The 26,042-nt window shown below is 67.1% G+C and carries 21 protein-coding genes and 1 riboswitch; of the genes, 12 read left to right on the forward strand and 9 right to left on the reverse strand.

Annotated elements, in window-relative coordinates:
- Positions 1 to 48: 48 nt before the first annotated feature.
- Positions 49 to 3,597 carry a sensor histidine kinase gene (locus tag N8888_RS14120; RefSeq protein ID WP_263175314.1) on the reverse strand — a complete coding sequence of 1,183 codons (3,549 nt, stop codon included), beginning with the start codon at positions 3,595 to 3,597 and terminating at the stop codon, positions 49 to 51.
- A 164-nt stretch (positions 3,598 to 3,761) separates the two neighbouring features.
- On the opposite strand from N8888_RS14120, the gene N8888_RS14125 reads away from it, so the two are divergent.
- Genes N8888_RS14125 through N8888_RS14135 form a run of 3 tightly spaced genes read left to right on the forward strand, consistent with a single transcriptional unit; the run spans position 3,762 to position 5,551 of the window.
- Positions 3,762 to 4,406, forward strand: coding sequence for a YceI family protein (locus tag N8888_RS14125; RefSeq protein ID WP_053519879.1), 645 nt, complete (start codon positions 3,762 to 3,764; stop codon positions 4,404 to 4,406).
- Positions 4,403 to 4,975 carry a cytochrome b gene (locus N8888_RS14130; RefSeq protein ID WP_053519880.1) on the forward strand — a complete coding sequence of 191 codons (573 nt, stop codon included), beginning with the start codon at positions 4,403 to 4,405 and terminating at the stop codon, positions 4,973 to 4,975. The genes N8888_RS14125 and N8888_RS14130 overlap by 4 nt, the downstream gene beginning before the upstream one ends.
- A gap of 3 nt (positions 4,976 to 4,978) precedes the next feature.
- Positions 4,979 to 5,551, forward strand: a complete 573-nt coding sequence (locus tag N8888_RS14135) for a YceI family protein (RefSeq protein WP_053519881.1) — start codon at positions 4,979 to 4,981, stop codon at positions 5,549 to 5,551.
- A gap of 69 nt (positions 5,552 to 5,620) precedes the next feature.
- Here N8888_RS14135 and N8888_RS14140 read toward each other — a convergent pair whose 3' ends face one another.
- Positions 5,621 to 5,806 carry a thioredoxin domain-containing protein gene (locus N8888_RS14140; protein WP_053519891.1) on the reverse strand — a complete coding sequence of 62 codons (186 nt, stop codon included), beginning with the start codon at positions 5,804 to 5,806 and terminating at the stop codon, positions 5,621 to 5,623.
- Positions 5,807 to 5,947: 141 nt separating this feature from the next.
- Between N8888_RS14140 and N8888_RS14145 the strand changes: the two genes are divergently transcribed.
- Both N8888_RS14145 and N8888_RS14150 read left to right on the forward strand, forming a co-directional pair.
- The gene (locus N8888_RS14145; protein WP_074899552.1) at positions 5,948 to 7,330 is read left to right on the forward strand and encodes an L-serine ammonia-lyase; all 1,383 of its coding nucleotides are present in this window, start codon (positions 5,948 to 5,950) and stop codon (positions 7,328 to 7,330) included.
- Between the two features lie 74 nt (positions 7,331 to 7,404).
- Positions 7,405 to 8,400 carry an alpha/beta fold hydrolase gene (locus N8888_RS14150; protein ID WP_065174805.1) on the forward strand — a complete coding sequence of 332 codons (996 nt, stop codon included), beginning with the start codon at positions 7,405 to 7,407 and terminating at the stop codon, positions 8,398 to 8,400.
- A 48-nt stretch (positions 8,401 to 8,448) separates the two neighbouring features.
- Here N8888_RS14150 and N8888_RS14155 read toward each other — a convergent pair whose 3' ends face one another.
- The 3 genes from N8888_RS14155 to metX are packed head-to-tail and all read right to left on the reverse strand — an operon-like array spanning position 8,449 to position 11,776.
- Entirely contained in the window at positions 8,449 to 9,516 is a 1,068-nt protein-coding gene (locus N8888_RS14155; protein WP_197601062.1) for a homoserine dehydrogenase family protein, read from the reverse strand.
- Entirely contained in the window at positions 9,513 to 10,748 is a 1,236-nt protein-coding gene (locus N8888_RS14160; RefSeq protein ID WP_053519885.1) for an O-succinylhomoserine (thiol)-lyase, read from the reverse strand. Before N8888_RS14160 ends, N8888_RS14155 begins: the two co-directional genes overlap by 4 nt.
- On the reverse strand, positions 10,745 to 11,776 hold the full coding sequence (metX, locus tag N8888_RS14165) for a homoserine O-succinyltransferase MetX (RefSeq protein ID WP_263175319.1): 1,032 nt from the start codon (positions 11,774 to 11,776) through the stop codon (positions 10,745 to 10,747). Before metX ends, N8888_RS14160 begins: the two co-directional genes overlap by 4 nt.
- Before the next feature lie 77 nt (positions 11,777 to 11,853).
- Positions 11,854 to 11,972: riboswitch (SAM riboswitch) on the reverse strand.
- 135 nt (positions 11,973 to 12,107) lie between these two features.
- Between metX and N8888_RS14170 the strand changes: the two genes are divergently transcribed.
- From N8888_RS14170 to N8888_RS14185, 4 genes are all read left to right on the forward strand, one after another.
- Positions 12,108 to 12,992 carry a peptidoglycan DD-metalloendopeptidase family protein gene (locus N8888_RS14170; protein ID WP_263175321.1) on the forward strand — a complete coding sequence of 295 codons (885 nt, stop codon included), beginning with the start codon at positions 12,108 to 12,110 and terminating at the stop codon, positions 12,990 to 12,992.
- Between the two features lie 66 nt (positions 12,993 to 13,058).
- The gene (locus N8888_RS14175; protein ID WP_065174802.1) at positions 13,059 to 14,663 is read left to right on the forward strand and encodes a peptide chain release factor 3; all 1,605 of its coding nucleotides are present in this window, start codon (positions 13,059 to 13,061) and stop codon (positions 14,661 to 14,663) included.
- Positions 14,664 to 14,776: 113 nt separating this feature from the next.
- Positions 14,777 to 15,415 carry a PAQR family membrane homeostasis protein TrhA gene (trhA, locus tag N8888_RS14180; RefSeq protein ID WP_053519889.1) on the forward strand — a complete coding sequence of 213 codons (639 nt, stop codon included), beginning with the start codon at positions 14,777 to 14,779 and terminating at the stop codon, positions 15,413 to 15,415.
- A gap of 85 nt (positions 15,416 to 15,500) precedes the next feature.
- The gene (locus tag N8888_RS14185; RefSeq protein ID WP_111186378.1) at positions 15,501 to 17,474 is read left to right on the forward strand and encodes an AsmA family protein; all 1,974 of its coding nucleotides are present in this window, start codon (positions 15,501 to 15,503) and stop codon (positions 17,472 to 17,474) included.
- A gap of 427 nt (positions 17,475 to 17,901) precedes the next feature.
- On the opposite strand, the gene N8888_RS14190 is transcribed toward N8888_RS14185, so the two are convergent.
- Genes N8888_RS14190 through mtgA form a run of 3 tightly spaced genes read right to left on the reverse strand, consistent with a single transcriptional unit; the run spans position 17,902 to position 20,107 of the window.
- On the reverse strand, positions 17,902 to 18,333 hold the full coding sequence (locus tag N8888_RS14190) for a CBS domain-containing protein (RefSeq protein ID WP_053520201.1): 432 nt from the start codon (positions 18,331 to 18,333) through the stop codon (positions 17,902 to 17,904).
- The gene (locus N8888_RS14195; protein WP_065174800.1) at positions 18,293 to 19,312 is read right to left on the reverse strand and encodes a glycosyltransferase family 2 protein; all 1,020 of its coding nucleotides are present in this window, start codon (positions 19,310 to 19,312) and stop codon (positions 18,293 to 18,295) included. The genes N8888_RS14190 and N8888_RS14195 overlap by 41 nt, the downstream gene beginning before the upstream one ends.
- Before the next feature lie 45 nt (positions 19,313 to 19,357).
- A complete protein-coding gene (gene mtgA, locus N8888_RS14200; protein WP_053520199.1) occupies positions 19,358 to 20,107 on the reverse strand; it encodes a monofunctional biosynthetic peptidoglycan transglycosylase in 750 nt (249 codons plus the stop codon).
- A gap of 77 nt (positions 20,108 to 20,184) precedes the next feature.
- Here mtgA and N8888_RS14205 point away from each other — a divergent pair, with 77 nt between their 5' ends.
- The 3 genes from N8888_RS14205 (at position 20,185) to N8888_RS14215 (ending at position 25,173) form a co-directional block, all read left to right on the forward strand.
- Positions 20,185 to 21,078 (forward strand): Hsp33 family molecular chaperone HslO, encoded by an 894-nt coding sequence (locus N8888_RS14205; RefSeq protein WP_263175326.1) that lies wholly within the window; start codon positions 20,185 to 20,187, stop codon positions 21,076 to 21,078.
- A 117-nt stretch (positions 21,079 to 21,195) separates the two neighbouring features.
- Positions 21,196 to 22,044, forward strand: coding sequence for an XOO1806 family protein (locus tag N8888_RS14210; RefSeq protein ID WP_128990771.1), 849 nt, complete (start codon positions 21,196 to 21,198; stop codon positions 22,042 to 22,044).
- A gap of 384 nt (positions 22,045 to 22,428) precedes the next feature.
- Positions 22,429 to 25,173, forward strand: a complete 2,745-nt coding sequence (locus tag N8888_RS14215) for a TonB-dependent receptor (protein WP_065174797.1) — start codon at positions 22,429 to 22,431, stop codon at positions 25,171 to 25,173.
- A 139-nt stretch (positions 25,174 to 25,312) separates the two neighbouring features.
- Here the strand turns inward: N8888_RS14215 and N8888_RS14220 are convergent, their stop codons facing one another.
- Entirely contained in the window at positions 25,313 to 25,915 is a 603-nt protein-coding gene (locus tag N8888_RS14220) for a TetR/AcrR family transcriptional regulator (protein WP_053520195.1), read from the reverse strand.
- Positions 25,916 to 26,042: the final 127 nt, after the last annotated feature.

Below are 26,042 nucleotides of genomic sequence, written 5' to 3' on the forward strand. Positions count from 1 at the left end.
GGCATGGTAAACCGAAAGTCGCGCCGTTCACGCCCGGCGCCGGCGCAATCAGCCCTCACCCTGGCGCTTGCTGCGAGCCTGCACGATGGCCGCCACCAGCATGTCGCCCGTGACCGGCTTGCGCAGGAAGCCGTCGAAACCGGCGGCCAGCACCTGCGCCTCCGCATAGGCATCGGACCGCGCGGTCACCGCCACCAGTGGCAGCTCATAGCCCATGGCGCGCAGCTGACGGGCGATCGCCGTTCCGTCCAGGGCCGGCAGATCCAGGTCGAGCAGACCGACATCGAACCCCTCGGTCGCGATCTCCGACAAGGCCCCCAGGCCGTGCAGCACGTGCACTACGTCGTGGCCACGACCGCGCAGCAGGCCGGCGATGACGTCCGCTACCGTGGCGTCATCTTCGACCAGCAGGATGCGCAGCGGCGGCAGCGGCGGTGGCGACGCCCTGTCGGAACCACTGTGGGCAGCCTGGCGGGTCCACGGCAGCGGCAGCTGCACGCGGAACCGTGCGCCCCTGCCCGGCTGGCTGTCGACATCGATGCGCCCACCCATCGCCACGGCCAGTTCCTGGCAGATCGCCAGGCCCAGACCGCTGCCGCCATAGCGCGATGCTGTCCGCGGGCCATCGGCCTGCTCGAAGCGATGGAACAGACGCTGCTGCTGTTCGGCATTGATGCCGGGGCCGGTATCGAACACCTCGAAGCACACCCCGCCGCCATCCTCCTGCAGCCGCACGCCCAGGCCGACCTGGCCGCGCTCGGTGAACTTGATGGCATTGCCGAGCAGGTTCAGCAGGATCTGGCGGATGCGCATTTCATCGCCACTGACGCTGATCGGGCCGGGCAAGGCATCCTCGCGTACAAAATCGAGCTGGCGCTGCTGCGCCATCGGCCGCATCAGCATCTGCACCTGGTCCAACAGCGCGGCAAGATCGAACGGACGCAGGTCCAGCTCCAGCCGCCCGGCTTCGATCCGGGCCAGGTCCAGGGCATCGTTGACCAGACGCAGCAGATGGCTGCCCGCCTGCTGGATCGATCCGGCATAGCTGCGCTGTACCGGATCCAGTGATGTGGCCAGCAGCAGTTCGCTCATGCCCAGTACGCCGGTCATCGGCGTGCGCACCTCATGACCCAGCGTGGCCAGGAAGTGGCTCTTGGCCTGCGAGGCCTGCTCGGCGAGCTGCTGCTTGTGCACGGTCAGCTGCCACTGCTGGCGCCTTCTCAGACGGCTGCGGATCGCCCATGCCAGCACCAGCAGCAGCAACGAGCCCAGCAGCAGGTAGCCGAAGATCGCCATGCCGCTGCGCCACCAGGGCGGCAATACCTTCACCTGCAGTTGCTGCGACGGCGTCCACGGACCACTGTCGGTGGCCGCCTGTACTTCGATCACGTAGGCACCGGGCGCGAGGCGCGACAGCGTGCGCTGGCCGTCGCCGCCCTGCTCCACCCAGTTCTGGTCATAGCCCTGCACCCGGAACCGATAGCGGTTGCCCTGCGGGTTGCCGTACGAGAGCAGCCGCGCGTCGATCTGCAGATCACGGTCATCCGGACCCAGCAGCAGCACCCCGGTGGTCGGCAGGGGTTGCCAGCCGCGCGCATCGTCGCGACGTACGCGCACCTGCGCGATCACCAGCGCGGAGGATGGCAGTGGGGTGTCGGCGGCATTGACGTCGAAACCGACCGCGCCGGTCTGGGTCACCGCGAGCACGCGGCCATCGGCGTTCACCGCAGGCGGTCGGCCGGTGAATTCGGCATCGGGCAGTCCGTCGCGCTCGGTGAACTGCCTCAGCCGCTTCGTTCTCGGATCCCAGCGCAGCAGACCGCGCGGCGTGGTGGCCCACAGGCGGCCATCGTCGGCCAAGGCCAGCCCACCCATGCTCAGGGGTGGCACACCGGCGGCAGCATCGACGCGCTGCACCAGGCGCAGGCTCATGCCGTCCCACTGGTAGCGCTCGAAGGCGCCCTGGCGGGCGAGCCACAGCTGCTGCGGATCGATCCACACCAGGTCGTAGATCGATCCCCGCGAGACGCCAGGAACCGCCTCGAAGCGCTCACCCTGCTGGCGCCAGAGGCCCATGTCCCCCATCACCCAGGCCTGCCCGCGCGGATCGAATCGAATCTGCTCGATCGGCGCATCGCCCAGGCCGCGGAATCCCTCGACGGGGAAGCTGCGCAGCACCCGGCCATCGTCCAGACGCTGCTGCACGCCGACGTTCATCACCGACACCCAGGCGGTGCCATCCGGCGCCTGCCGCATCAGGTCGATGCGCTGGCGCAGGTCGGAGCCGCCGTCGATGCGCCACTCCCGGGTTGCGCGGGTGGCCGGGTCATAGACGGTGATGCGCCCGGCGCGGCCCAGCCAGAGGCGGCCGTCCGGCCGCGGCAATACCGACCAGACCGCGCCACTGCCCAGCTCGCGATCACTGGCAAGCAGACTCAGCACGCCCTGCGCATCGATCCGGTACACGCCGTGTGCCGAACTCACGTAGTAATTCCGGCCATCGGTGGCCGCGCTGAGCAGGTACTGGCTGTCCAGCGGTTTGCCGTCGAGCTGGTTCCAGGTGGAGAAGCGGCGCCAGTCCGGCGGCAGATAGGCCAACCCCTGGCTCAGCAGGGCCACCCAGACCCCGCCTTCGTGGTCCTGCAGCAGATCGAGCACGCCGCTGTGGGCGGTCAGGAAGCCGCTGCCGCGATCGCCCTCCAGGCGCCACAGTGTCTGCGCATCACCGCGCAGCAGCCCATCCGAGGTACCTGCCCAGTAGCCTCCCTGCCGATCCGCCAGCACCAGTGCCGAGCGAAAGCGATCACTGCCGGACCAGCGTGGACGGCTGACGCGGTCCTGGGCATCGATGCGGAACAGGCCTTCGTTCTGGCTGCCGACCCAGATCGATCCATCGGGGTCGCGGCTGAGACGCAGCACGCTGACCCTGCCCAGCTCGCGCGGCGCGATGGCCTCGAAGCCGTTGCCGTTCCAGCGGGCGACACCGGCCTCGGTACCGACCCACAGGCGGCCCTGCGCGTCGACCAGGCTGCTGAAGATGGTGTTGCTGGGCAAGCCGCCGGGGCGCTGCGGATCATGCTGGAAGAAGCGCAGGCTGCCATCCTCGCCGAAGCGGCACACGCCATGGCCGCTGGTGCCGATCCACAGCGCATCGTCCGCATAGGCCAGTGTCCAGAACTGGCTCTGGCATTCATTGTTCACCGTATCGAAGCTGGAGAAACGCTCGCGATCCGCGTCCAGCCGGGCGATGCCCTTGCCGTTGATGCCGACCCACACCCGGTCCAGCGGATCCACCAGCAGGGTCTCGATCTCGTTGCCCGGCAGCGAACCCGGCCGCTCCGGTTCATGCTGCCAGACCCGCAGCGTCGTGCCGTCATAGCGGGCCAGCCCACCATCGGTGGCCGCCCAGATGTACCCCTGGCGGTCCTCGGCCAGGGCCACGACCATGCGCGACGGCAAGCCCTCGGCGGCGCCGAAGCGGCGCAGTCGTGGTGTCTCCCCAGCCATGTCCAGAGTCGCGGCCACCGTGGCGCTTGCCAGCAGCAGCAGACCCGTTACTGCGATGCCTCGGCACCACAGACGCCAGCCACTCGTCATCCTGAACCCCCGATCCAGCCGCGATTGTCACACAGCCCAGGCTTCACGACTGCAACAGCCCGTTTCCAGTGGCATCGCCACCACGAACTGTTGCAGCCATGCACGCAGCGTTGTCAGGGGGCTGTGCGTATGATCGCAGCGTCCCCTCCCGGAGCCCGCCATCGATGCGACCCCGCCTGCTCCTGCTGCCGTTGCTGCTCGCCGCTGCGCCCGCCTGGGCACAGCTCGATACCTACCGGCTGGATCCGGTGCACACGCGGGTGCTGTTCACGATCGATCATGCCGGCTACTCGCAGGCCATGGGGACGGTATCGGGCAGTGAGGGCCACCTTCAGTTCGATCCCGACAACTGGCGCGAGGCAACCCTGCAGGTCGATGTGCCGGTCGCCCGGCTGGATCTGGGAGATGCCAAATGGAACCAGGCCACGCTGGCCCGCAGCCTGCTTGATGGCGAGCGGTTTCCCAGCGCCCGGTTCGTATCGTCGCGGGTCGAACCGATCGATGCGAACCACGCCCGTGTGTTCGGCACGCTGACCCTGCGCGGGGTCAGCCAGGAGGTCGCGCTGGATGTGACCCTCAATGCCATCAAACGCTATCCGTTGCCGCCGTTCCGCCGCACCGCGGGTTTTTCCGCCAGCACCACGTTGAGCCGCCGCGCGTTCGGCATCACCGCCTGGCCCGGGGTGATCGGCGACGCGGTACAGGTACGGATCGAGGCCGAGGCCTTCCTCGACCGCAGCGACAGGCCGGGAACTCCTGCCCCGGTTCCCCACTCCGACAGCAAGACGGCCCCCAAGGACCCCGCATGACCGCCAAGAACTCCCCTGCCGCCTGGGGCAGTGTCAGCCAGACCCTGCACTGGTTGATCGCACTACTGATCCTCGCCCTTGGCGTGGTCGGCCTGACCATGGGCGAACTGCCCAGGACGCCCAAATACTTCTGGGTCTACACCGCGCACAAGTCGATCGGCATCACCGTGCTGGCCCTGGTGCTGCTGCGCCTGGTCTGGCGCCTCTACGCCGGTGCGCCCAAGCCGGTGCCGGGTGTGCCCAGCTGGCAGGAGCGCATCGCCAGCGCCACCCACGTGCTGCTGTACGTGCTGATGTTCGCCATTCCGCTTTCGGGCTGGCTGTACGACTCTGCCAGCGGACTGCGGCCCTTCCGCTGGTTCGGCCTGGTCGATGTGCCCAAGCTCAGCGGACCGGATCCGCAGGTCGTCGCCGTGTCGCATGCGATCCATGAGTACGGCTTCTGGCTGCTGATCGCTGTGGTGCTGGCCCATGCCGGCGCTGCCCTTTACCACCACCTGTTCCAGCGCGACGCGACGTTGAGCCGCATGCTGCCGCGTGGCTGGCTTGCCTCTCCCCAGAAGGACTGACCGATGAATCTGAAACTGACCACCCCGGCGGCCGTGGCCGCTGCCCTGGCCGGCATGCTGGCCACTGCCCCGGCGTTGGCCGCGGACTATGCACAGGCTCCCGGCGCGGGCTCGATCCTGGTATTTGCCAGCAAGTACGACGGCGAAGTGTTCACCGGCAGCTTCCCGGGCTTCGCCACCAAGCTCAGCTTCGATCCCGCCAATCCGGCGGCCGGCTCACTCGACGTCGTGATTCCGCTGGCCGGCGCCAGGAGCGGCAACAGCGATCGTGACTCGACGCTGCAGAGCGCGGACTTCTTCAATGTCGGCAAGTTCGCCACCGCGCGTTACACCGCGAAGGGCTTCCGCGCCATCGGCAATGACCAGTTCGCCGCCGATGGCACGCTCGAGCTGCGTGGTGTCAGCAAGCCGGTGACGCTCACCTTCACCTGGAAGCCGGGCACGCAGCCGGTGCTGACCGGCAAGGCCACCGTCAAGCGCCTGGACTTCAGCGTCGGCGCCGGCGATTGGGCCGACACCAAGACCATCCCCGACGAAACCGCGATCAGCACGATCGTGAAGTTCGACGCGAAGTAAGCCACGGGCCATGCCCGGCTCCACCTTGGAACGGTGATACAGGGTGGCGCCGGGCCATGCCCGGCGGCTTCACCCCGCAGCCAGCCAGGCCCGCACCCGCGCCGCATCGAAGGGCCAGTCCAGTTCGCGGCCGCCCGCCTCGTCGCGCAGCACCGGTACCCGCGCGCCGTAGTGCGCCTCCAGCGCTGGATGGTCATCCAGGAACACCGATTCGAACTCGGGCGCGCGTGCCTTGGCCAGTTCGGCCAGGGCCATATCGCACAGGTGGCAGTCGTCACGCTGGAACAGGGTCAACACCGGCTTGCCTCGCTTGGCGGAAATGCTGCGCCGCAGCCATCGGAGGGCCCGGCAAGCCGCTAGAATAGCCGCTTGTCCGGTACCCGCAGTTTGGCATCCATGGCTGTCAGCACGTTCGACGTCTTCAAGATCGGCATTGGCCCGAGCTCTTCCCACACCGTCGGACCGATGAAGGCCGCCGAGCGGTTCATCCATCGCTGGCTGCTCGACCCCGGCCGCCTGCACGAGGTCGCACGCATCCGCGCCGACGTCTACGGTTCGCTGGCGCTGACCGGTCGCGGCCATGGCACCGACAAGGCGATCCTGCTTGGCCTGGAAGGCCAGCGCCCCAACCTGATCGATCCGGACATCATTCCGTCCACGCTGGAGCGCATCCGCAGCAGCAAGCGCATCCAGCTGATGGGCCAGCATGAGATCGCCTTCGACGAGAAGCGCGACCTCGGCATGAACAAGCGGCAGAAGCTGCCGTACCACACCAACGGCATGCGCTTCACCGCGTACAACGCCGACGATGAAGTGATCGCCACGCGCGACTATTACTCCGTTGGCGGTGGCTTCGTGGTCAACCAGGATGACGCGGCCGATGACCGCATCGTGCCCGACGAAACCCCGCTGCCCTATCCGTTCAAGAGCGGCGACGAGCTGCTCGCGCAGACCGCGCGCAGCGGCCTGAGCATCGCGCAGCTGATGTTCGAGAACGAGAAGTGCTGGCGCAGCGAGGACGAGATCCGCGCCCAGCTGCGCGAGATCTGGAGCGCGATGCAGTCATGCGTGACGCGCGGCATCCGGGAGGAAGGCGTGCTGCCGGGTGGCCTGAAGGTCGGCCGTCGCGCGCCGGCGCTGTACCGCGAGCTGTCGTCGAAGCCGGAAGCGGCGATGCGCGATCCGCTGACCACGCTGGACTGGGTCAATCTGTACGCGCTGGCCGTGAACGAGGAAAACGCCGCCGGTGGCCGCGTGGTGACCGCGCCGACCAACGGTGCGGCCGGCGTGCTGCCCGCGGTGCTGCATTACTTCGACCGGTTCTGCCCGGGTGCGAACGAGCAGCGTGTGTTCGACTTCCTGCTGACCTCGGCCGCGATCGGCATCCTCTACAAGGAGAATGCCTCGATTTCCGGTGCCGAAGTAGGCTGTCAGGGCGAAGTGGGCGTGGCCTGCTCGATGGCGGCCGGCGGCCTGGTTGCGGCGCTGGGCGGCAATCCAAGCCAGATCGAGAATGCCGCGGAAATCGGCATGGAACACAACCTCGGCCTGACCTGCGACCCGATCGGTGGGCTGGTGCAGATTCCCTGCATCGAGCGCAACGCGATGGGCGCGGTGAAGGCGATCAACGCCTCGCGCATGGCAATGCGCGGCGATGGCAAGCACAAGGTGTCGCTGGACAAGGTCATCAAGACCATGCGCGACACCGGCCGCGACATGCAGGACAAGTACAAGGAAACCAGCCGCGGCGGCCTCGCGGTGAATGTCATCGAGTGCTGATGACGGGCATCTGCCGGACGACACCGTCACCGCATTCCGGTTAGGCTCGGGCATCCCCTGTCACGGAATGTCCCATGCGCGTGATCGCCGCCGCATTGCTGGCCTGCCTGCCCCTCACCGCCGCTGCCGCTCCCGCCTATGGGCCGCGGCTGGAGGGCTTCGATTACGGCCATCCGGTACAGACCTTCACCCTGGAATCGCAGCAGCAACCGCTGCAGATGGCCTATCTGGATATCGCGCCGACGACCGCGCCGATCGGCGTGGTGGTGCTCCTGCATGGCAAGAATTTCTGCGCGGCGACCTGGAAGGAAACCATCCCTCCCCTGCTCGCCGCCGGTTACCGAGTGATCGCACCTGACCAGGTCGGCTTCTGCAAATCCAGCAAGCCCGAGCGCTACCAGTATTCATTCGGCCAGCTCGCCGCCAACACCCATGCACTGCTGCAGCAGCTGCAGCTCGGCGGCCTGCCCGTGCACCTGGTCGGCCATTCGATGGGGGGCATGCTGGCGGTGCGCTATGCACTGACCTATCCGCAGGACCTGCGCAGCCTGTCGCTGGTCAATCCGATCGGCCTGGAGGACTGGAAGGCGCTGGGCGTGCCGTGGCGAAGCGTCGATGCCTGGTATGCCGGCGAGCTGAAAACCAGTTACGAGAGCATCCGCCGCTACCAGCTGGACGTGTACTACGACGGCACCTGGAAGCCTGCCTATGAAACCTGGGCACGCATGCAAGCGGGCATGTACGAGGGCGACGGCAGGCAGGCGGTGGCCTGGAGCCAGGCACTTGCCTCGGACATGGTGTTCAACCAGCCGGTGGTATACGAGCTGAAGAATCTGAAGGTGCCGACCGCGCTGTTCATCGGCCAGAAGGACCGCACCGCGATCGGTCGTGACCTGGCACCGGCAGAAGTGAAGGCACGGTTGGGCAACTATCCGGCGCTGGGCAAATCGGCCGCTGCGGCGATTGCCGGCGCGACGCTGGTCGAATTCGCCGAACTGGGCCATTCGCCGCAGGTACAGGACCCCAGGCAGTTCAATGCCGCGCTGCTGAAGGTGTTGAAAGGGCGCTGAAACTGCGGATCCGCCGGGCATGGCCCGGCGGGCGCAGCGGGACGCTGCTCATCCCACGATGCGCAGCACGTCATCCAGCAATGCGGCAGCAGTGACTTCCGCGCCCGCTCCCGGCCCCTGGATCAGCAACGGCTGGGTGCGATAGCGGTCGCTGTGGATGGCGACGCGGTTGTCGGTGCCCGCCCCTTGCGCCAGTGGATGATCGGCCGGCAGTTCACGCAGCCCCACCTGTGCGCCGTCAGCGTCGACCCGGCCGACGAAGCGCAGAACACGGCCGCTGTCCGTCGCCTGCTGCCAGCGCGCCTGCAGCGGTGCGTCCAGCTGCTCCAGTTCGGCCAATGCGTCGTCCAGCGGCAGCGCAGCCAACGCCGAGGGCACCAGTGAATCCACGTGCACCTGTGCGGCATCCAGCGCCAGTCCGCTGCTGCGCGCCAGAATCAGCAGCTTGCGCCGCACATCCTCGCCGGACAGATCCAGGCGCGGATCCGGTTCGGTGTAACCCGCGGCCAGCGCCTCGCGCACTGCAGCCGAGAACGGCGAACGGCCGTCATAGCGATGGAACAACCAGGCCAGGGAACCGGACAACACCCCCTCGATCGCGTGGATGTGATCCCCCCCGGCCACCAGCGCGCGCAGGCTGCTCAACAGCGGCAGCCCCGCCCCCACGGTGGCACTGTCGCCGTACCGGGCGCCGCTGTCGGCGCAGCTCTCGGCGATGGCCTTCGCGCGTGACAGCTGCCCGCCCCGGCCCAGCTTGTTGGCCGTCACTACGTGCACCCCGCGCGCCAGCCACTGCGCATGGCGGGCGGCCACGTCTTCGCTGGCGGTGGCATCAACCACCACATCGCCACGCTCCAGCCCTTCGGCACCGGCCCACGGTGGCACGCTCTGGCCGCCGCGCGGTGCGCGCCGCGCCAGTTCGAGCGGCAGGGCCAGATCGCGGTCGATGGCCAGCGCAGTACGCGAGTTGGCCAGCCACTGCACGCTGGGCAGTTCCAGGCCGCGCGCCTGCAGGGCCTGGTAGCGCTGCACGAACGCAGAGCCCACCGTCCCGGTGCCCAGCAGTGCCAGGCGACCGCCGCCCAGCGCCGGAATCTCGGCAGCCAGCGCGCTCATGCGTCCACCACCTGTTTGCGACGTGCGGCAGCGTCGATCACCGCTTCGGCGCGGGCCAGCGCCGCACCCAGATCGGCCAGCAGGTCGCGCTCGGCCTCGATGCCGACCGACAGGCGCAGCAGCCCTTCGCTGATGCCAGCGGCAGCACGCGCCTCAACGCTCATCGCTGCGTGGGTCATGGTCGCCGGATGCGCGACCAGGCTTTCCACGCCGCCCAGCGATTCGGCCAGGGTGAAGCAGCGCAGTCCATCGACAAACGCGCGCACGGCAGCGTGCGGATCCTCGCCGGCGCAGTCGGCCAGCTCGAACGACAGCATCGCGCCGAAGCCGCTCTGCTGGCGTGCGGCGATGGCATGACCGGGATGGTCGGCCAGGCCGGGGTAATACACCCGGGCCACGGCGGGGTGCGCGTCCAGCAGCGCGACGATCGAGGCCGTGTTCTCCTGGTGCACACGCAGGCGTGCATCCAGCGTGCGCAGGCCGCGCAGGGTCAGGAAGGCATCGAAGGGAGAGCCGGTCAGCCCGAGTGCGTTGCCCCACCACACCAGCTGTTCGTGCAGCGCGGGATCACGTGCGATCACCGCACCGCCGACGACATCGCTGTGGCCGTTGATGTACTTGGTGGTCGAATGCAGCACCAGATCGGCACCGAAGGAGAGCGGCTGCTGCAGCGCCGGCGACAGGAACGTATTGTCGACCGCCACCAGCGCCCCGGCCTTGTGCGCCGCCTCGATGACGAAGCGCAGGTCGGTGATGCGCAGCAGTGGGTTGGACGGGGTTTCCACCAGCACCAGCCGTGGCTGGGTGGCCAGGGCCTGCGCCAGCGTGCGCGGGTCGGTGAGGTCGGCGGTGACCAGTTCGAAATGCCCCTTCTTCGCCAGCGCGTTGAACAGGCGCCAGCTGCCGCCGTAGGCATCGTGCGGTACCACCAGCGTGTCGCCCGGCTGCAGCAGGGCATTCAGCACCAGGTTGATGGCGCCCATGCCGGTAGCGGTGACCACGCCACCGGCTCCGCCTTCCAGTTCGGCCAGTGCTTCGCCCAGCAGGTCGCGCGTCGGGTTGCCACTGCGCGTGTAGTCGTACTGGCGCTTGTTGCCGAAGCCTTCGAAGCTGAAGTTCGACGACAGCACGATCGGTGGAGTGACCGCGCCATGGGCGGTGTCACGATCGATGCCGGCGCGGACGGCGGCAGTGGTGCGACAACAGGACGGCTCGGCGGCGTGCAGGCTCATGCGGTCTCTCCAGAAGTGCGGAAGGCGGTAGCGAGGATCGCGTCGATGCGATCGGTTTCTTTGAGGAAGGCGTCGTGGCCGTATGGGGAGCGCAGCACGCGCAGGCTGCCGCGCGGACCCAGCCCCTCGACCAGACCGACCAGGTCGGCCAACGGCACCAGCCGATCGCCTTCCACGGCCACCACCACGGTTGGCGGCAGGATGGCGGTGGGATCCACGCGGTGCAGGTCGATCGATTCGGACAGGCGCAGGTAGGCGGTCACCGGGGTGCGCGCGACGTACTGCGCGCCCGCCGCGTCGAGGTAGTCCTCGGCGGCCACACGGACGCGGCCGTTGACCACCTCGGGCGGAGCGTCGAAGCGCTCGCCGAACTCTTCCGGCGTGCGGTAGCTGAGCATCGCGAACTGCCTGGCCAGTGCCAGGCCATGGTCTTCACCGCATTGCAGCTGTCCCAGGGCGACCGCCCGGCGCTGCAACGCACGCCACGCCGCGGCATAGGGGTGCGGACGGTGCGCACCACTGGCCAGCACCAGCTGGCGCACGCGGGCGCGATGGCGGACAGCGAACTGCTGCCCGACCAGGGCGCCATAGGAGTAGCCGACAAACGCCTTCAGTGTGCGGATGCCCAGGTGATCCAGCAGCAGGGCCAGCGCGTCGGCCTGGTCGGCCGTGTCGATCGGCACGTCCAGCGCGCCATCCGCACCGATGAAGTCGAACGCCAGAACGCGCAGCTGCTGCGGATCGAGCGTGCGGCCACTGCCGACCAGTTCCTCGGCCCAGCCCTTCTCGGCGAACTGCGCGTTGGACGCCACATGGCGATGGGCGGAGATGCCGCCAGCCAGTACCACCACCGGTGCATCGACCGGTCCCGCCCATTCGTAGCGAACGCGTACCGGGCACGCGCCGGCGTGGCGCATCGACAGCACCGCGGCGAACTCGCCGCGCTCGGCGTGCACGCGGTCTTCGACCGGCACGCTGACGGGGACAAAGGGTTCGGGGCGAAGCGTGGTGCTGGGGGCGAAGCTCATGGCGGGATCCGTTAGGGGAATCGGCCATCGAGCCTTCGCGGGGCTCGCGTTCGAGATGCACCTGCGGTGCATGGTTCGAACCATCTTCCGGTGGACGCCACGGTCCCCGCAGGATTTGGCACCTACGCCGGCGCTTGCGCGCCTGCGGGCTGCCCCGGCTTCAAAGGGCCTGTCCCTCTGCCGGTCTCGATGGTGGAGCCACGATGCCATCGCTTTCCGTGCATGTCAATCCCTTCATGCGGATAAAGCGATGAATGCCCGGAGCGATCGCTGCGGCCCACCTTTTGCGGATCAGGTACAGTCGCGGCGGTCCCCCTGTCCGGAACGCCCGATGCCGCGCCTGCCCTTGTCCTGCCTGCTGCTGCCGTTGCTGATCAGCACCACCGCCGGAGCGGCCGACTGGCGGCAGGGCTGGGGCCTGGTGCCCTCACCGGCCCCCGCCCCCGGCACGCAGGGCATCGGCCAGGCGGCCCCCATGGCGCAACTGCGGCTGCAGCAGGTGGGCGAATACTGGCAGGCCCGGATCGACAACACCCTGGCCGGCCCATTACAGGTTGAACTGCGCGCTGGACCCGGGCGCCCCATCGAGGGCCTGCCGGTACGGTCGCTGGTGCAGGGCGACAGCAGCCTCGTGGTCGGTCACCTGCCCTCGCCCGTGGGCGGCAGCACGCTCGACGTACGCCTGCAGTCGGTACCGGGCCGTCCCGACGCCCGCGCCGAAGACGTGGCCTACCGCCTGCCGTTCGACGCCGCACGCCTGCGCGTGGACCAGGCGCCGCAGGGCCGGTTCAGCCACGATGACGAGGAGAACCGCGACGCCGTGGACTTCGCCCTGCCCGAGGCGACGCTGGTGCTGGCCGCGCGCGAGGGAACCGTGATGCAGATCCAGGACGGCTTCCGTGGCAACGGCCAGGACCGCGAGCGCGACGGCGGCAGGGCGAATTTCATCCGTGTCCTGCACAGCGACGGCAGCATGGCGCTGTACGGCCATCTGCAGGCAGGCGGCATGCGCGTGCGTCGTGGCCAGGCCGTGCAGGCCGGACAGCCGATCGGCCTGTCCGGCAACAGCGGCTACAGCAGCGCCCCGCACCTGCATTTCGTGGTGCAGGTCAACCGCGGCATGGCGCTGCGCTCGGTACCCGTGCGCATCTTCGCCTCCCAGGGACAGCTGCAGTTCGCCCGCCAGGGTGATGCCGAGGGCGCGGCCGGGCGCTGACCGGCCACGGCCGGTATAATCAGGCGCTTATCTCTTTGAAAAGCGCCCCGGGCGGGCGCCACTGCCATGTCCGAAGTCGCCACCGAAGCGTCGCGTCGCCGCACCTTCGCCATCATCTCCCATCCTGACGCCGGCAAGACCACGCTGACCGAAAAGCTGCTGCTGTTCGGAGGCGCGATCCAGATGGCCGGTTCGGTCAAGGGCCGCAAGGCGGCCCGCCATGCCACCTCCGACTGGATGGCGCTGGAGAAGGAACGCGGCATCTCCGTCACCTCCTCGGTGATGCAGTTCCCGTACGAAGGCAAGATCGTCAACCTGCTCGACACCCCCGGCCACGCCGACTTCGGCGAGGACACCTACCGCGTGCTGACCGCGGTGGACTCGGCACTGATGGTGATCGACGTGGCCAAGGGCGTGGAAGAGCGCACCATCAAGCTGATGGAAGTGTGCCGCCTGCGCGACACCCCGATCATGACCTTCATCAACAAGCTGGACCGCGAGGGCAAGGATCCGATCGAACTGCTGGATGAAGTGGAAACCGTGCTGGGCATCCAGTGCGCGCCCGTCACCTGGCCGATCGGCATGGGCCAGCGCCTGAAGGGCGTGGTCCACCTGCTGACCGGCGAGGTGCACCTGTACGAACCGGGTCGCAACTTCACCCGCCAGGATTCGACCATCTTCCCGTCGATCGACGCTCCCGGCCTGGCCGAGAAGATCGGCGCACAGATGCTGGCCGACCTGCGCGATGAACTGGAGCTGGTGCAGGGCGCCAGCCATCCGTTCGACCTGCAGGCCTATCGCGAGGGCAAGCAGACGCCGGTGTTCTTTGGTTCGGGCGTGAACAACTTCGGCGTGCAGCCCCTGCTGGACTTCTTCGTCGAGCACGCGCCATCGCCGCAGGCACGCGCCACCACCGGCCGCGAGATCGCCCCGGAAGAGAGCAAGCTGACCGGCTTCGTGTTCAAGATCCAGGCCAACATGGACCCGCAGCACCGCGACCGCGTCGCCTTCATGCGGGTGTGCTCGGGCCGCTTCAGCGCGGGCATGAAGACCTTCCACGTGCGCACCGGCAAGGAGATGAAGCTGGCCAACGCCCTGACCTTCATGGCCAGCGACCGTGAAATCGCCGCCGAGGCCTGGCCGGGCGATGTGATCGGCATCCACAACCACGGCACCATTTCCATCGGCGATACCTTCACCGAAGGCGAGGCCGTCACCTTCACCGGCATCCCCAACTTCGCCCCGGAGCTGTTCCGCCGTGCGCGCCTGCGCGATCCGCTCAAGCTCAAGCAGCTGCAGAAGGGCCTGGCCCAGCTCTCCGAAGAGGGCGCGACCCAGTTCTTCCGGCCGCTGACCAGCAACGATCTGATCCTGGGTGCGGTGGGCGTGCTGCAGTTCGACGTGGCCGCTTACCGCCTGAAGGACGAGTACGGCGTGGAAGCCACCTTCGAGCCGGTCAGCGTCACCACGGCGCGCTGGATCCACTGCAGCAACGAGAAGAAGCTGGAAGAGTTCCGCGAGAAGAACGCACTGAACCTGGCGCTGGACGCCGCCGGCCATCTGGTCTATCTCGCGCCGACCCGGGTCAACCTGCAGCTGGCACAGGAGCGCGCGCCCGACGTGCGCTTTGCCGCCACCCGCGAGGCCGCGCACACCCTAACCGCTGGCTGAATCCGGCCAGTCAGGACATCGGACTTCCGTGTGGAGGCGGGCGTGCATGCGCCCGCCATCGCGGCGATGATAGGGGGGCGCGGGTCCCCCTCCCCGCGAATGATGCCTACGCCATGTCCTCGACTTCCGTTGCTTCGATCCGCGAAGAAATCGCCAGTGCGCTGACCCACGGTCTCGGCGCCGTACTGGCGCTCGGTGCGGGTGCCGTGCTGATCACCCTGGCCGCCATCTACGGCGATGGTTGGCAACTGGCAGGTGCGATCGTGTTCGGCATCGCGCTGCTGCTGCTGTACACCGCCTCCACCCTCTACCACGCCATCCAGCATCCGGTTGCCAAGGGCAGGCTGAAGGTCTTCGACCACTGCGCGATCTATGTACTGATCGCCGGTACCTATACGCCGTTCACGCTGATCGGCCTGCGCGGCCCCTGGGGCTGGGGCCTGTTCGCCGCGATCTGGACGCTGGCCCTGGCCGGCGTGGTGTTCAAGCTGTTCTATACCGGCCGCTTCAAGCGCCTGTCCACCGCCATCTACGTGGCCATGGGCTGGCTGGTGATCGTCGCGGTCAAGCCCATGCTGGCCTCCATCGATGGCTGGACGCTGGGCTGGCTGCTGGCCGGAGGTATCTCCTACACGCTGGGAACCTACTTCTATCACCGCGAATCGATCCCCTATTCGCATGCGATCTGGCACCTGTTCGTGATCGGCGGCAGTGTCTGCCACTTCGTCGCGGTGACCATGCAGGTGCTGTAGAGAGCCGTGCCACACGCGTTCATGTGCACACCGCGCACATGAACGCTTCGCGCTGCGTCCACCCGCGCAGGGCAACCATGGCAGCGTGAATGCGACTGCCTCCCCTGCTCCGCCGCGTCCGTCGCGCTGGCGCTTCCGCCGCCCTGGCCCGCGAGGCCAGCGCTGGCTGGCGGTGCTGGTGTTCCTGCTGGCGGCCATCCTGGTATTGATCGCGCTCTGGGACTGGAACTGGTTCAAGGGGCCGGTCGAGCGGGCGGTACAGGCGCGGACCGGCCGCGTGCTGCAGATCGGCCACCTGGATGTCGACCTCGGCCGTACCAGCACGATCCGCGCCGACACCGTCACGTTCGCCAATGCGTCATGGGCGAAGCAGCCGAACATGGCCAGTGCCGACCGGGTCGAAATCGACCTGCGGGTGTGGCCCCTGCTGCGGGGCAGCGTGCAGCTCCCCGAGATCCGCCTGACCCGTCCCGACGTGCTGCTGGAAACCGCCCCACGCAAGGGCGAGCCGGGCAACTGGGATTTCCTGGGTGACAGCCGCGGCGGCGCCACGCCCCAGCTCAAGCGGCTGCGTATCGATGACGGCCGCCTGCAGTTCATCGACGCGGCGGGTCGCACCGACATCCATGTCAATGTGCGTAGTGGCCGGCCCAGGCAGGCGGATGCCGCGCCGCCCCTGCTGGTGCAGGGCAAGGGTCGTTGGCAGGGCAATCCTTTCACCCTTCGCGGCGGCACCGAATCTCCGCTGGAACTGACCGACAGCGATCATCCCTTCCGCATCCATCTTGATGGGCGTGCAGGTGCCACCCATGCCGTCGCCCGTGGCACCCTGACCAATCCCTTCCAGCTGCAGGTGCTCGACCTCGCTTTCGCGCTCAGTGGCCAGGATCTGGCCGACCTGTATCCCCTGCTGGGCATCGCCATTCCGCCTTCGCCGCCTTATGCCCTGGAGGGGCGCCTCAAGCGCGACCATAACGTGTGGCGCTACGAGCAGTTCACCGGCAAGGTCGGCGACAGCGATCTCGGCGGCAATGTGAAGTTCGAAACAGGTGGTGCGCGCCCGCGCCTGACGGCCACGCTGGAATCCCGTCGACTGGACTTCGACGATCTGGCCGGCTTTGTCGGCGCCCCGCCCAGAACCGGGAGCGGCGAGACCGCCAACGCCGAGCAGAAGGCTGAGGCCGCACGCGTGGCCGCGCGCACCAGGGTGCTGCCGGACACGCCGTACAATCTCGGCAAGCTGCGCGCGATGGATGCCGATGTGCGCTGGAAGGCACATCGCATCAACGCACCATCGCTGCCGCTTGACGATATGGATGCGCATCTGCTGCTGGACGATGGCGTGCTGCGGCTGGACCCGCTGAACTTCGGTGTGGCCGGTGGTGACATCCGCAGCACGATCCGCATGGATGCGCGGCAGCCGCAGATCGCCACCGCGCTCAAGGCCAGCGTGCGCGGCGTGCAGCTGGGACAACTGTTCCCGGATGCGAAGCTGGCCGAACAGGCCAAGGGCGGCATCGGTGGCGAAATCGACCTCAGCGGCCGCGGCAACTCGATCGCCGCCATGCTGGGCAGCAGCAATGGCGATGTGGGCCTGGCAATGGGACGTGGCCACGTCGGCAATCTGGTGATGGAACTGGCCGGGCTGGACATCACCGAGGCAGTCAAGTTCCTGGTGACCGGCGACAAGCAGATTCCGCTGCGCTGCGCCTTTGCCGACTTCGGCGTACGCGAGGGATTGATGACCAGCCGCACGTTCGCCGTCGATACCACCGACACGCTGATTCTCGGCGAAGGCACCGTCAGCCTGCGCGATGAGTCGCTGGACCTGCTGCTGAAGCCACGGCCGAAGGACCGCAGCATCCTCGTGCTGCGCTCGCCGCTGCACATCGCGGGAACGTTCAAGGATCCTTCGTTCCGCCCGGACTTCAAGGCGCTCGGCGTCCGCGGTGCGGTCGCCCTGGCGCTGGGAAGCATCGCGCCACCGGCCGCACTGCTGGCCACGATCGAACTGGGCCCCGGCAAGGACGCCGACTGCGGCGGGCAGTACGCGAAGTAGTAGCGTTTGTTGGATCGCGAAGTGAGGGGCACGCGCGGAACCACAAGGTGTTGCCAACCAAGGCTGGCCGCTACCCACCGCGTTCCCAGCAATGTATCCAGAAGCGGAGGGCATGGCCGTGCAGGACCGTTGGCGCCATGGATGGCGCCATCGAGCCCCCATGGAAGGGTTTACGGCGTGTCCTGCACGGCCATGCCCTCCGCCTTCCGGCGCATCAGCAAGGCGCCGCTTTGGCTTTGGCTTTGGCTTTGGCTTTGGCTTTGGCTTTGGCTTCGGCTTCGGCTTTGGCTTTGGCTTCGGCTTCGGCTTTGGCTTCGGCTTTGGCTTCGGCTTTGGCTTCGGCTTTGGCTTCGGCTTTGGCTTTGGCTTCGGCTTTGGCTTCGGCTTCGGCTCCGAACAGCGGGCCGGCGGGCCCGCCAGCGAAAACTCATCCCGCCACGATGTACTGCTGCAGCTGGTCCAGCTCGCGGCGCTGTGCATCGATCACCGACTTCACCAGATCGCCGATGGAAATCACGCCCAGCACTTGTCCCCCCTCCACCACCGGCAGATGTCGGATACGGTAATCGGTGACCAGCTGCAGGCAATGTTCGACCTGTTCGCCGGGCGCCACCGTCACCACCTTCGCAGTCATGATCTCGGCTACCGCCGTATCGCGTGAGGAACGATCGCGCAGCACGATCTTGCGGGCGTAATCACGTTCGGACAGGATGCCGACCAGTCGCGGCCCTTCCATCACCAGCACCGCACCGATGCCCTTCTCGGCCATCAGCCGGATCGCATCGATCACCGCCGCGCCGGGCGCGACCGCATGCACTTCAGGGGACTTGCCGTCCAACAGTTGCCGTACCGACGTCATCTGCCTGCCCTCCCAGGGTGGGTTGCACGACGGAGTCTGCCACGGACGATGCTAGCCAGGCGTCAACCAGGTACAGGGGACGCTGCTTGGACTCCTCATACAGGCGCCCCAGGTACTCGCCGATCAGGCCCAGCGCGATCAGCTGCACACCGCCCAGGAACAGGATCACCGCCATCATCGTCGGCCAGCCCGCCACGCGGTCGCCGTACATCGCGGCCTTCACGATCACCCAGACACCGAACACGAAGGCCACCGCCGCAGTGGCCAGGCCCAGATAGGTGGCCGCGCGCAGCGGCACGGTGGAGAAACCGGTGATGCCTTCCAGCGCGAAGTTCCACAGCCGCCACAGGCTGAACTTGCTGCTGCCGGCCACCCGCGGGTGGCGCTGGTACGGCACCGCCACCCGGCGGAAGCCAACCCAGCTGAAAAGCCCTTTCATGAAACGGTGACGCTCGCGCATTTCACGCAACGCGCTCAGCGCGCGTGGCGACAGCAGGCGGAAGTCGCCGGTATCGGCGGGAATCGGCGTGCGCGACAGGCGGCCGATCACCCGGTAGAACATCGCCGCGGTCGCACGCTTGACCCAGCTCTCGCCCGCGCGCGCCCGGCGCGTGCCATAGACGTTGTCATAACCCTCGCGCCACCGCGCCACGAACTGCGGCAGCAGCTCCGGTGGATCCTGGCCATCGGCATCGAGAATCATCGCCGCACCCTCGCGGACGAGATCCAGCCCGGCGGTCAGCGCGGCCTCCTTGCCGAAATTGCGCGACAGCTTCAGCGCCGACACGCGTGGCTCGGACTGCGCCAGCGCGGCGATCACCTCCCAGGTTCCGTCCTGGCTGCCGTCGTCCACGTAAAGGATGTGGCCATCGATGTCCGGCATCGCATCCAGTACCGCGCACAGGCGCGGGTGCAGTACCGGCAGCGCCAGAGCTTCGTTGCAGGCGGCAATGACGACGGTGAGGCGTTCACGGATCATGCCCGGATTGTACGTCGCCAGTGCGGAGCGGCGCAGACGCCCGCCTCAGTCCTCGGCCAGGTACGCAGCGCCGCCCAGCTGCCGGGCCTGGCGCTGGATCCACGCGGCGCGACGCTGTACGTAGGGACCGGGCGAGGCCGCGCTGTAGCGCCGCGGTGCCGGCAACACGGCCGCCAACCGTGCGCTCTCGGCCGGGCTGAGGCGCGCGGCGTCCTTGCCCCAGAAGGTCTTCGCCGCCGCCTGCGCACCGTACACGCCGTCACCGAACTCGGCGATGTTCGCGTACATCTCCAGGATCCGCTGCTTGGGCCACAACGTTTCGATCAGCACCGTGTACCAGACCTCCAGGCCCTTGCGGATCCAGCTGCGGCCCTGCCAGAGGAACAGGTTCTTGGCCACCTGCTGGCTGATGGTGCTGGCCCCGCGCAGCCGGCCGCCCCGCGCGTTGTGGTCACGCGCCTTCTCGATGGCCTGCAGATCGAACCCACTGTGTTCGGGGAAACGCTGGTCCTCGGCCGCCACCAGCGAAATCGGCAGGCTCGGCGCCATCTGGTCCAGATCCCGCCACTGGTAGTGCAGCCGGTAGGCCCAGTCGCCCGCACCCAGCGCCTCCCCGTAGCGCCACAGCATCACGCTGGAAATGGGCGGATCCACGAAGCGCAGCACCAGCACCTGCAGGCAGCTGAAGGCCACGAACAGCACCGGCAGCCACAGCAGCCGCTTCCAGTGCCAACGCCGGCGGCGCGGAACGTCCCCGGCCACCTTCACCTTGTCCTGCTCTCCCCCTGCCCCCATTAGTGGTGCATCCTTCTTCTGCCTGGCTGTCGGCGCATTATCCGGCAACCACCCCTGTTTCCGCGCGATGTGAGCCGATGACCGCCCAACCTGATTCCCTGATCCGCTTCCTGCTTCCCGACGCGGGTGTCCGCGGCGTACACGTGCGCCTGCAGGCCACCTGGCAGGAAATCCTGTCCCATGCCCATTACCCGGACGCCGCAGCCGAGCTGCTCGGCGAAGCCTGCGTGGCCTCGGCGCTGTTCACCGGCCACACCAAGGTCGACGGCCGCCTGTCCATCCAGCTGCGCAGCAGCACCACGCTGCGCACGCTGTTCGCCGAATGCACCGCCGCCGGCACCCTGCGCGGCATCGCCCAGCTCAGCGAGGGCGCCGACGCGCCGCGCGACCTGTCCAGCCTGGGCGATGACGCCCTCCTCGCCATCACCATCGAGAACCCCGGGCTGGACCCGCGCGAACCGCAGCGCTACCAGAGCCTGGTCGGGCTCAGCGCCGCGGAACTGGACGAGGCCTTCGAGGACTACTTCCGGCAGTCCGAGCAGTTGCCGACGCGACTGCTGCTGGCCGCCGACCGCACGGGGGCCAGCGGCCTTCTGCTGCAGAAACTGCCCGGCGACGAGGGCGACGAAGATGGCTGGTCGCGCACCAGCGCCCTGTTCGAGACCCTGGGCAGGGCCGAACTGCTCGCTACTCCCGCCGAGCAGCTGCTGCACCGCTTGTTCCATGAGGAGAACCCGGAGCTGATGGGCAGCAAGCCACTGTCCTTTGCCTGCTCCTGCTCGCGCGAGCGGGTCGCCTCGATGTTGCAGTCGCTGGGAGAGGAAGAGGCGCGGGCGGCGGCCGAAGCCACCGGCGAGGTCGAAGTCCGCTGCGAATTCTGCGGACGGGAGTATCACTTCCCGTTGACGGAGTTCGGCATACTGTTCCACGGTGCCGAGGGGGCTGTTCCGGCACCTGAACGCCTTCAGTAAGCGGCGGGTCTTGCACCTGGGGAGGATCAAGGCTTGTTAAGAAATCATAAACACCCTAGGATCGAGTCCCCGCCCCTGCGGGAACTTCCGTTGTCTGTCCCTGTCTGAACTGGTCCGATGCGTACCTATCTGCGTCTACCGCTGGCCCTGCTGATCGCCCTTGGCGCGGTCGCGGGCGCGCATGCGCAGAGCAAGGACACCCGCACGGTGCTGCCGGTGTGGAACAAGGGCAGCGGCAAGGTCGAAGCCCTGCTCTACCTGGAACCCACCGGTGAGCAGGCCGCTGGCGCCCGCTGGCATTTCGGCCGCAATTCGCTGGATGCGGCCTTTGGCTTGTCGTCGGGCGACTCGCTGGGCCTGCTCTGCAGCAACAGCAGCAGTACCAGCATCAGCGGTCTGGCCAGCCACTGCATGCTGGCCAGCCTGGGCGACGACGATGACCTCAGCAGCCGCCGCTTCACCGGCACGGCTGCCCTGAACCGGGGCAGCAGCCGCCTGGGCATCACCGCCGGTACCGGTCGCGAAACACTGCCCGCCTGGCTGGCCGGCCCGAACAAGACGCCGTCCCTGCGTGCCGAGCAGAACGACCTGACCGTGTTCGCGCAGAAGAACATCGGCCGCGAAGGATTCGTGTCCATCGCCGGCACCTACGCCAAGGCACGCCTGGTTCCGCTGGCCGATGCCTCGCCGGCCCTGGTCGATCGCTGGGACAGCAAGAGCCTCAGCCTCGGCGCCGGTTACGGCAACTTCACCGGCAGCATCATCGGCCGCGTGGTCGACGTACCCGGCCGCCCCGGCAAGTGGGAAGGTCTGGGCATCGGCCTGACCTGGCGGACGCCGTGGTCCGGCCAGCTCACCGTCGGCGCCGAGAACGTGATCAGCCGCGGCAAGAACCCCTTCTCTCCACGCAACGAGAGCAACGACGACGGCACCGTGCCGTATGTGCGTTACGAGCAGGATCTCTGACCGCTCGCACCTCCCTCATGCAGTGACATCGCGGGCGCCGGAAGGCGCCCGTTGCGTTTGCGTGTGCCGCACTCCCTCTGCGCCCCTCCGGCGCTGTCGCAATGTGTGCGTTTCTCGCCGCCGCGACATGTTTCGATACATATCAATGGAAACTTTTTTCATCATTTTTTTTTAACAAACGAGGCACCATGCCACAAACCCTACTGCAAGCCGTTGAAAAGTATTGACATTCCATGAATTTACACAAATCACAGCTTTGATTAACACAGCTTTAATTCTTTGCAGGCGCCCGCTACTATCGGCTCAGCCTCGCGATTTGGAAGCGCACTTTCGCTTCCCCGCCGGGCATAACCCCAGCCAAGATTTCTTGGAGAGAGAGAGCCAATGAATTTCCAGTCCAACAAGCTGCGTGACGCTGTTGTCGTCGCGCTGATCGCGGGTGCGGCCACGTCCGTAACCGCCCAGGCGCAGGAAGCGACCAACCTGGATCGCATTTCGGTGACCGGTTCGCGCATCAAGAGCACCGACATCGAAACCTCGCAGCCGGTCCTGAGCCTGACCCGCGCCGATATCGAAAAGCAGGGTGTGACCTCGGTTGCCGATATCCTGCAGCGCGTCGCCGCCAACGGTGCCGCACTGAACCGCACCTTCAACAACGGTGGTGACGGTTCGGCCGGCGTCAGCCTGCGCAACCTCGGCGCCGAGCGCACCCTGGTGCTGGTCAACGGCCGTCGCTGGACCACCGGTCTGGACGGCAGCGTCGACCTGAACACCATCCCGACCGCGATGATCGAGCGCATCGACGTCCTGAAGGACGGCGCTTCGACCATCTACGGTTCGGATGCCATCGCCGGCGTGGTGAACATCATCACCAAGCAGAACTTCGACGGCGCCGAGGCAAACTTCTACAAGGGCCAGTACAGCCAGGGCGACGGCGATCGTGAAGCCTATGACTTCACCATCGGCACCACCACCGACCGTGCGTCGCTGGTGCTGGGTGCGTCCTACGTGAACGAGAAGGAGGTCATGGCCGGCAATCGCAAGATCTCCGCTGGCGGCCCGCCGTTCTTCAGCGGCCAGAGCGGCACCGGCATCCCGGGCTCCTACGTCCGCAATGATCAGCGCTACGTCATCATCAATGGTGTGGAAACCCCGTTCGTCAGCAACGTGCACGGCTACAACACCGCGCCGGACAACTACCTGCTGACCCCGAACGAGCGCACCTCGCTGTTCGCCGTGGGTTCGTACAACATCACGGACAACATCTCCTTCCGCACCGAGGCGATGTACAACGAGCGCAAGTCCGAGCAGCTGCTGGCGGCCATGCCGGTGACGGGCATGACGCTCAGCGCGGACAGCATGTACAACCCGTACGGCCAGGACCTGACCGGCGTGAACCGTCGTTTCAATGAAACCGGCGGCCGTTCGTTCAACCAGAACGTCAAGAACTGGCACTTCTACGGTGGCTTTGAAGGCTTCTTCGAGTTCGCCGACCGCAACTTCGACTGGGATGTCGGCTACCGCTACGACAAGACCGACCAGAACGACCTGACCTACGGCCTGTTCAACATCCAGCGTCTGGATGAGGCGTATGGTCCGTCGGCGCTCCGCGATGGCCAGGCTGTCTGTCTGACCGCAGGCGGAGCCGTCATTCCGGGCTGCGCACCGATCAATCCGCTGGGTGGCGAAGGTTCGATCTCGCAGGCGGCACTCGACTACACCTCGTTCACCGCGCACGATTCGGCCAGCCTGGTGTCGAAGAGCTACTACGCCAACATCTCCGGTGAGATCGTGCAGCTGCCGGCCGGTGCGCTGGGCTTCGCTGCCGGTTATGAGAACCGCAGGGAAAGCGGCCAGTTCGACCCCGACGCCTTCATCGCAGCGGGCCTGAGCACCGGCAACGGCGCTGCGCCGACCAAGGGTGCTTACGACCTGGACGAGTTCTACCTGGAACTGTCGATCCCGGTCCTGGCCGATCTGCCGGGCGCCCAGCTGCTGGACTTCAGCGTGGCGACCCGTTACTCGGACTACAGCAACTTCGGTAACACCACCAACAACAAGTTCGGTTTCCGCTGGAAGCCGATCGAAGACCTGATGGTGCGTGGTAACTATTCCGAAGGCTTCCGCGCTCCGAGCATCAACAACCTGTACCGCGGCGACACCGATTCGTTCGAGACCTACGCCGACCCGTGTGCCCGGGCCAACAACCCGACCGGCGCAGTGCTGGCGCAGTGTATCGCCCAGGGCGTTCCGGCGAACTTCGTCCAGCCGAACACCGATGGCGAGTCTGGCCCGCTGCAGACCGTCGAGCCGTTCACCTGGAAGTCGAACCCGGATCTGAAGCCGGAAACCTCGACCAGCAAGACGCTGGGCCTGGTGTGGAGCCCGAGCTTCGTCTCCGGCCTGAACGTGACCCTGGACTGGTGGCAGATCAAGATCGAAGACGCCATCACCCGTCCGGCGATCGGCGACATCATGGATCGTTGCTACGGTGGTACCGCGCAGCAGCAGGCAGCCTACTGCGGTCTGATCACGCGTGACCCGAACTACGGCACCATCAACGAGCGCTACACCATCACCAACGTCGACATGCCGCTGATGAACCTGGCGTCGTACAAGGTGGAGGGCTGGGATCTGGGCGTGCTGTACAAGCTGCCGGAAACCTCGTTCGGCCAGTTCACCGTCAGCCTGGACGGCACCTACCTGAGCAAGTGGGAGACCAAGTCGACCGAAGATGCTCCGGTTGATGGCCGTCAGGGCCGCTATCTGGACCAGGATCCGTACTGGCGCGTCCGTTCCAACCTGTACGTCGACTGGTCCTACGGTGACTTCGGTGTCAACTACGGCCTGCGCTACAAGTCGGGCATGACCGAAGACTGCCTGCTGGGCGCATCCACCCGTGCCTACTGCTCGGATCCGGAAGGTCGCAAGAACCACATTGGTGCCACCACGTACCACGACATCCAGGTGCGCTACAACACCCCGTGGAAGGGCACCATCATGCTGGGCCTGAACAACGCGTGGGACAAGGATCCGCCGGTCTCGTACACGGTGTCCTACAACATGTTCGACCCGCAGTACGACCTGCCGGGCCGCTACATGTACATGCAGTACAAGCAGAAGTTCTGATCGGTTGATCGATCGATGACTGCAGCAACGGCCCCGCAAGGGGCCGTTGTTCTTTCTGCACTGCCGGCGCGTACCACCCTGCACCGGCAACAAAAAAGCCGCGATCAGGTCGCGGCTTTCTCGTGGGCAACGGAAACCGTCAGCCGTTCGGAATGAGCGTCTCGATCAGGTGTTCGACATAGGCCTCGAAATCCTCCCGCGCCTGCTTCGGCTGCTGCAGCTGCAGCGACAGCTGCAGGAAGCCCACATAGGCCGCATAGGCCAGGCGCGCACGATGGCGTGCGTCGGTGGAGCTCAGGCCTGCCTGACGGAACGAGGCGATCAGGTAATCGAGGCGACGCTGCGAAACGCGGTCGATCACCGGCCGCACCATCGGATGGTCCAGCGCCTTCAGCAGCTCGCTGTAGATGATGTGCGGCTGCACTTCGTGCGCCACCATCTGGAACAACTGACGCAGGCGCGCGCGCGGATCCGGCACGTCTTCCAGGCTGCCGAACACCTGCTCCTGCTCGAACAGCTCCCACCGCTCCAACGCCGCCTGCAGCAGGGCGTCGCGCGAGGGGAAATGCCAGTAGAAGCTGCCCTTGGTGACGCCGAGGCGCCGCGCCAGCGGTTCCACCGCGACGGCACCCACGCCTTGTTCAGCAATCAGATCGAGGGCCGCCTGGGCCCAGTCTTCGGCGCTCAGGCGGCTGTTGCGGCCGGCGCGCGGTTCGCCGGCAGAAGCGTCAGGTTGATTCATGGAGTGATTTAACCATACGGCGGGGTTCGTTGCAGTACGCGGATGCAGCCGAAGGGCTCCGCTGTGCAGACCGGCCACCTGACGCGCCGCACCATACCATGCAGTATTGACATCCCCCGCAACCGAT

The organism is Stenotrophomonas maltophilia, assembly GCF_025642255.1.
GTDB classification, from domain to species: domain Bacteria; phylum Pseudomonadota; class Gammaproteobacteria; order Xanthomonadales; family Xanthomonadaceae; genus Stenotrophomonas; species Stenotrophomonas maltophilia_P.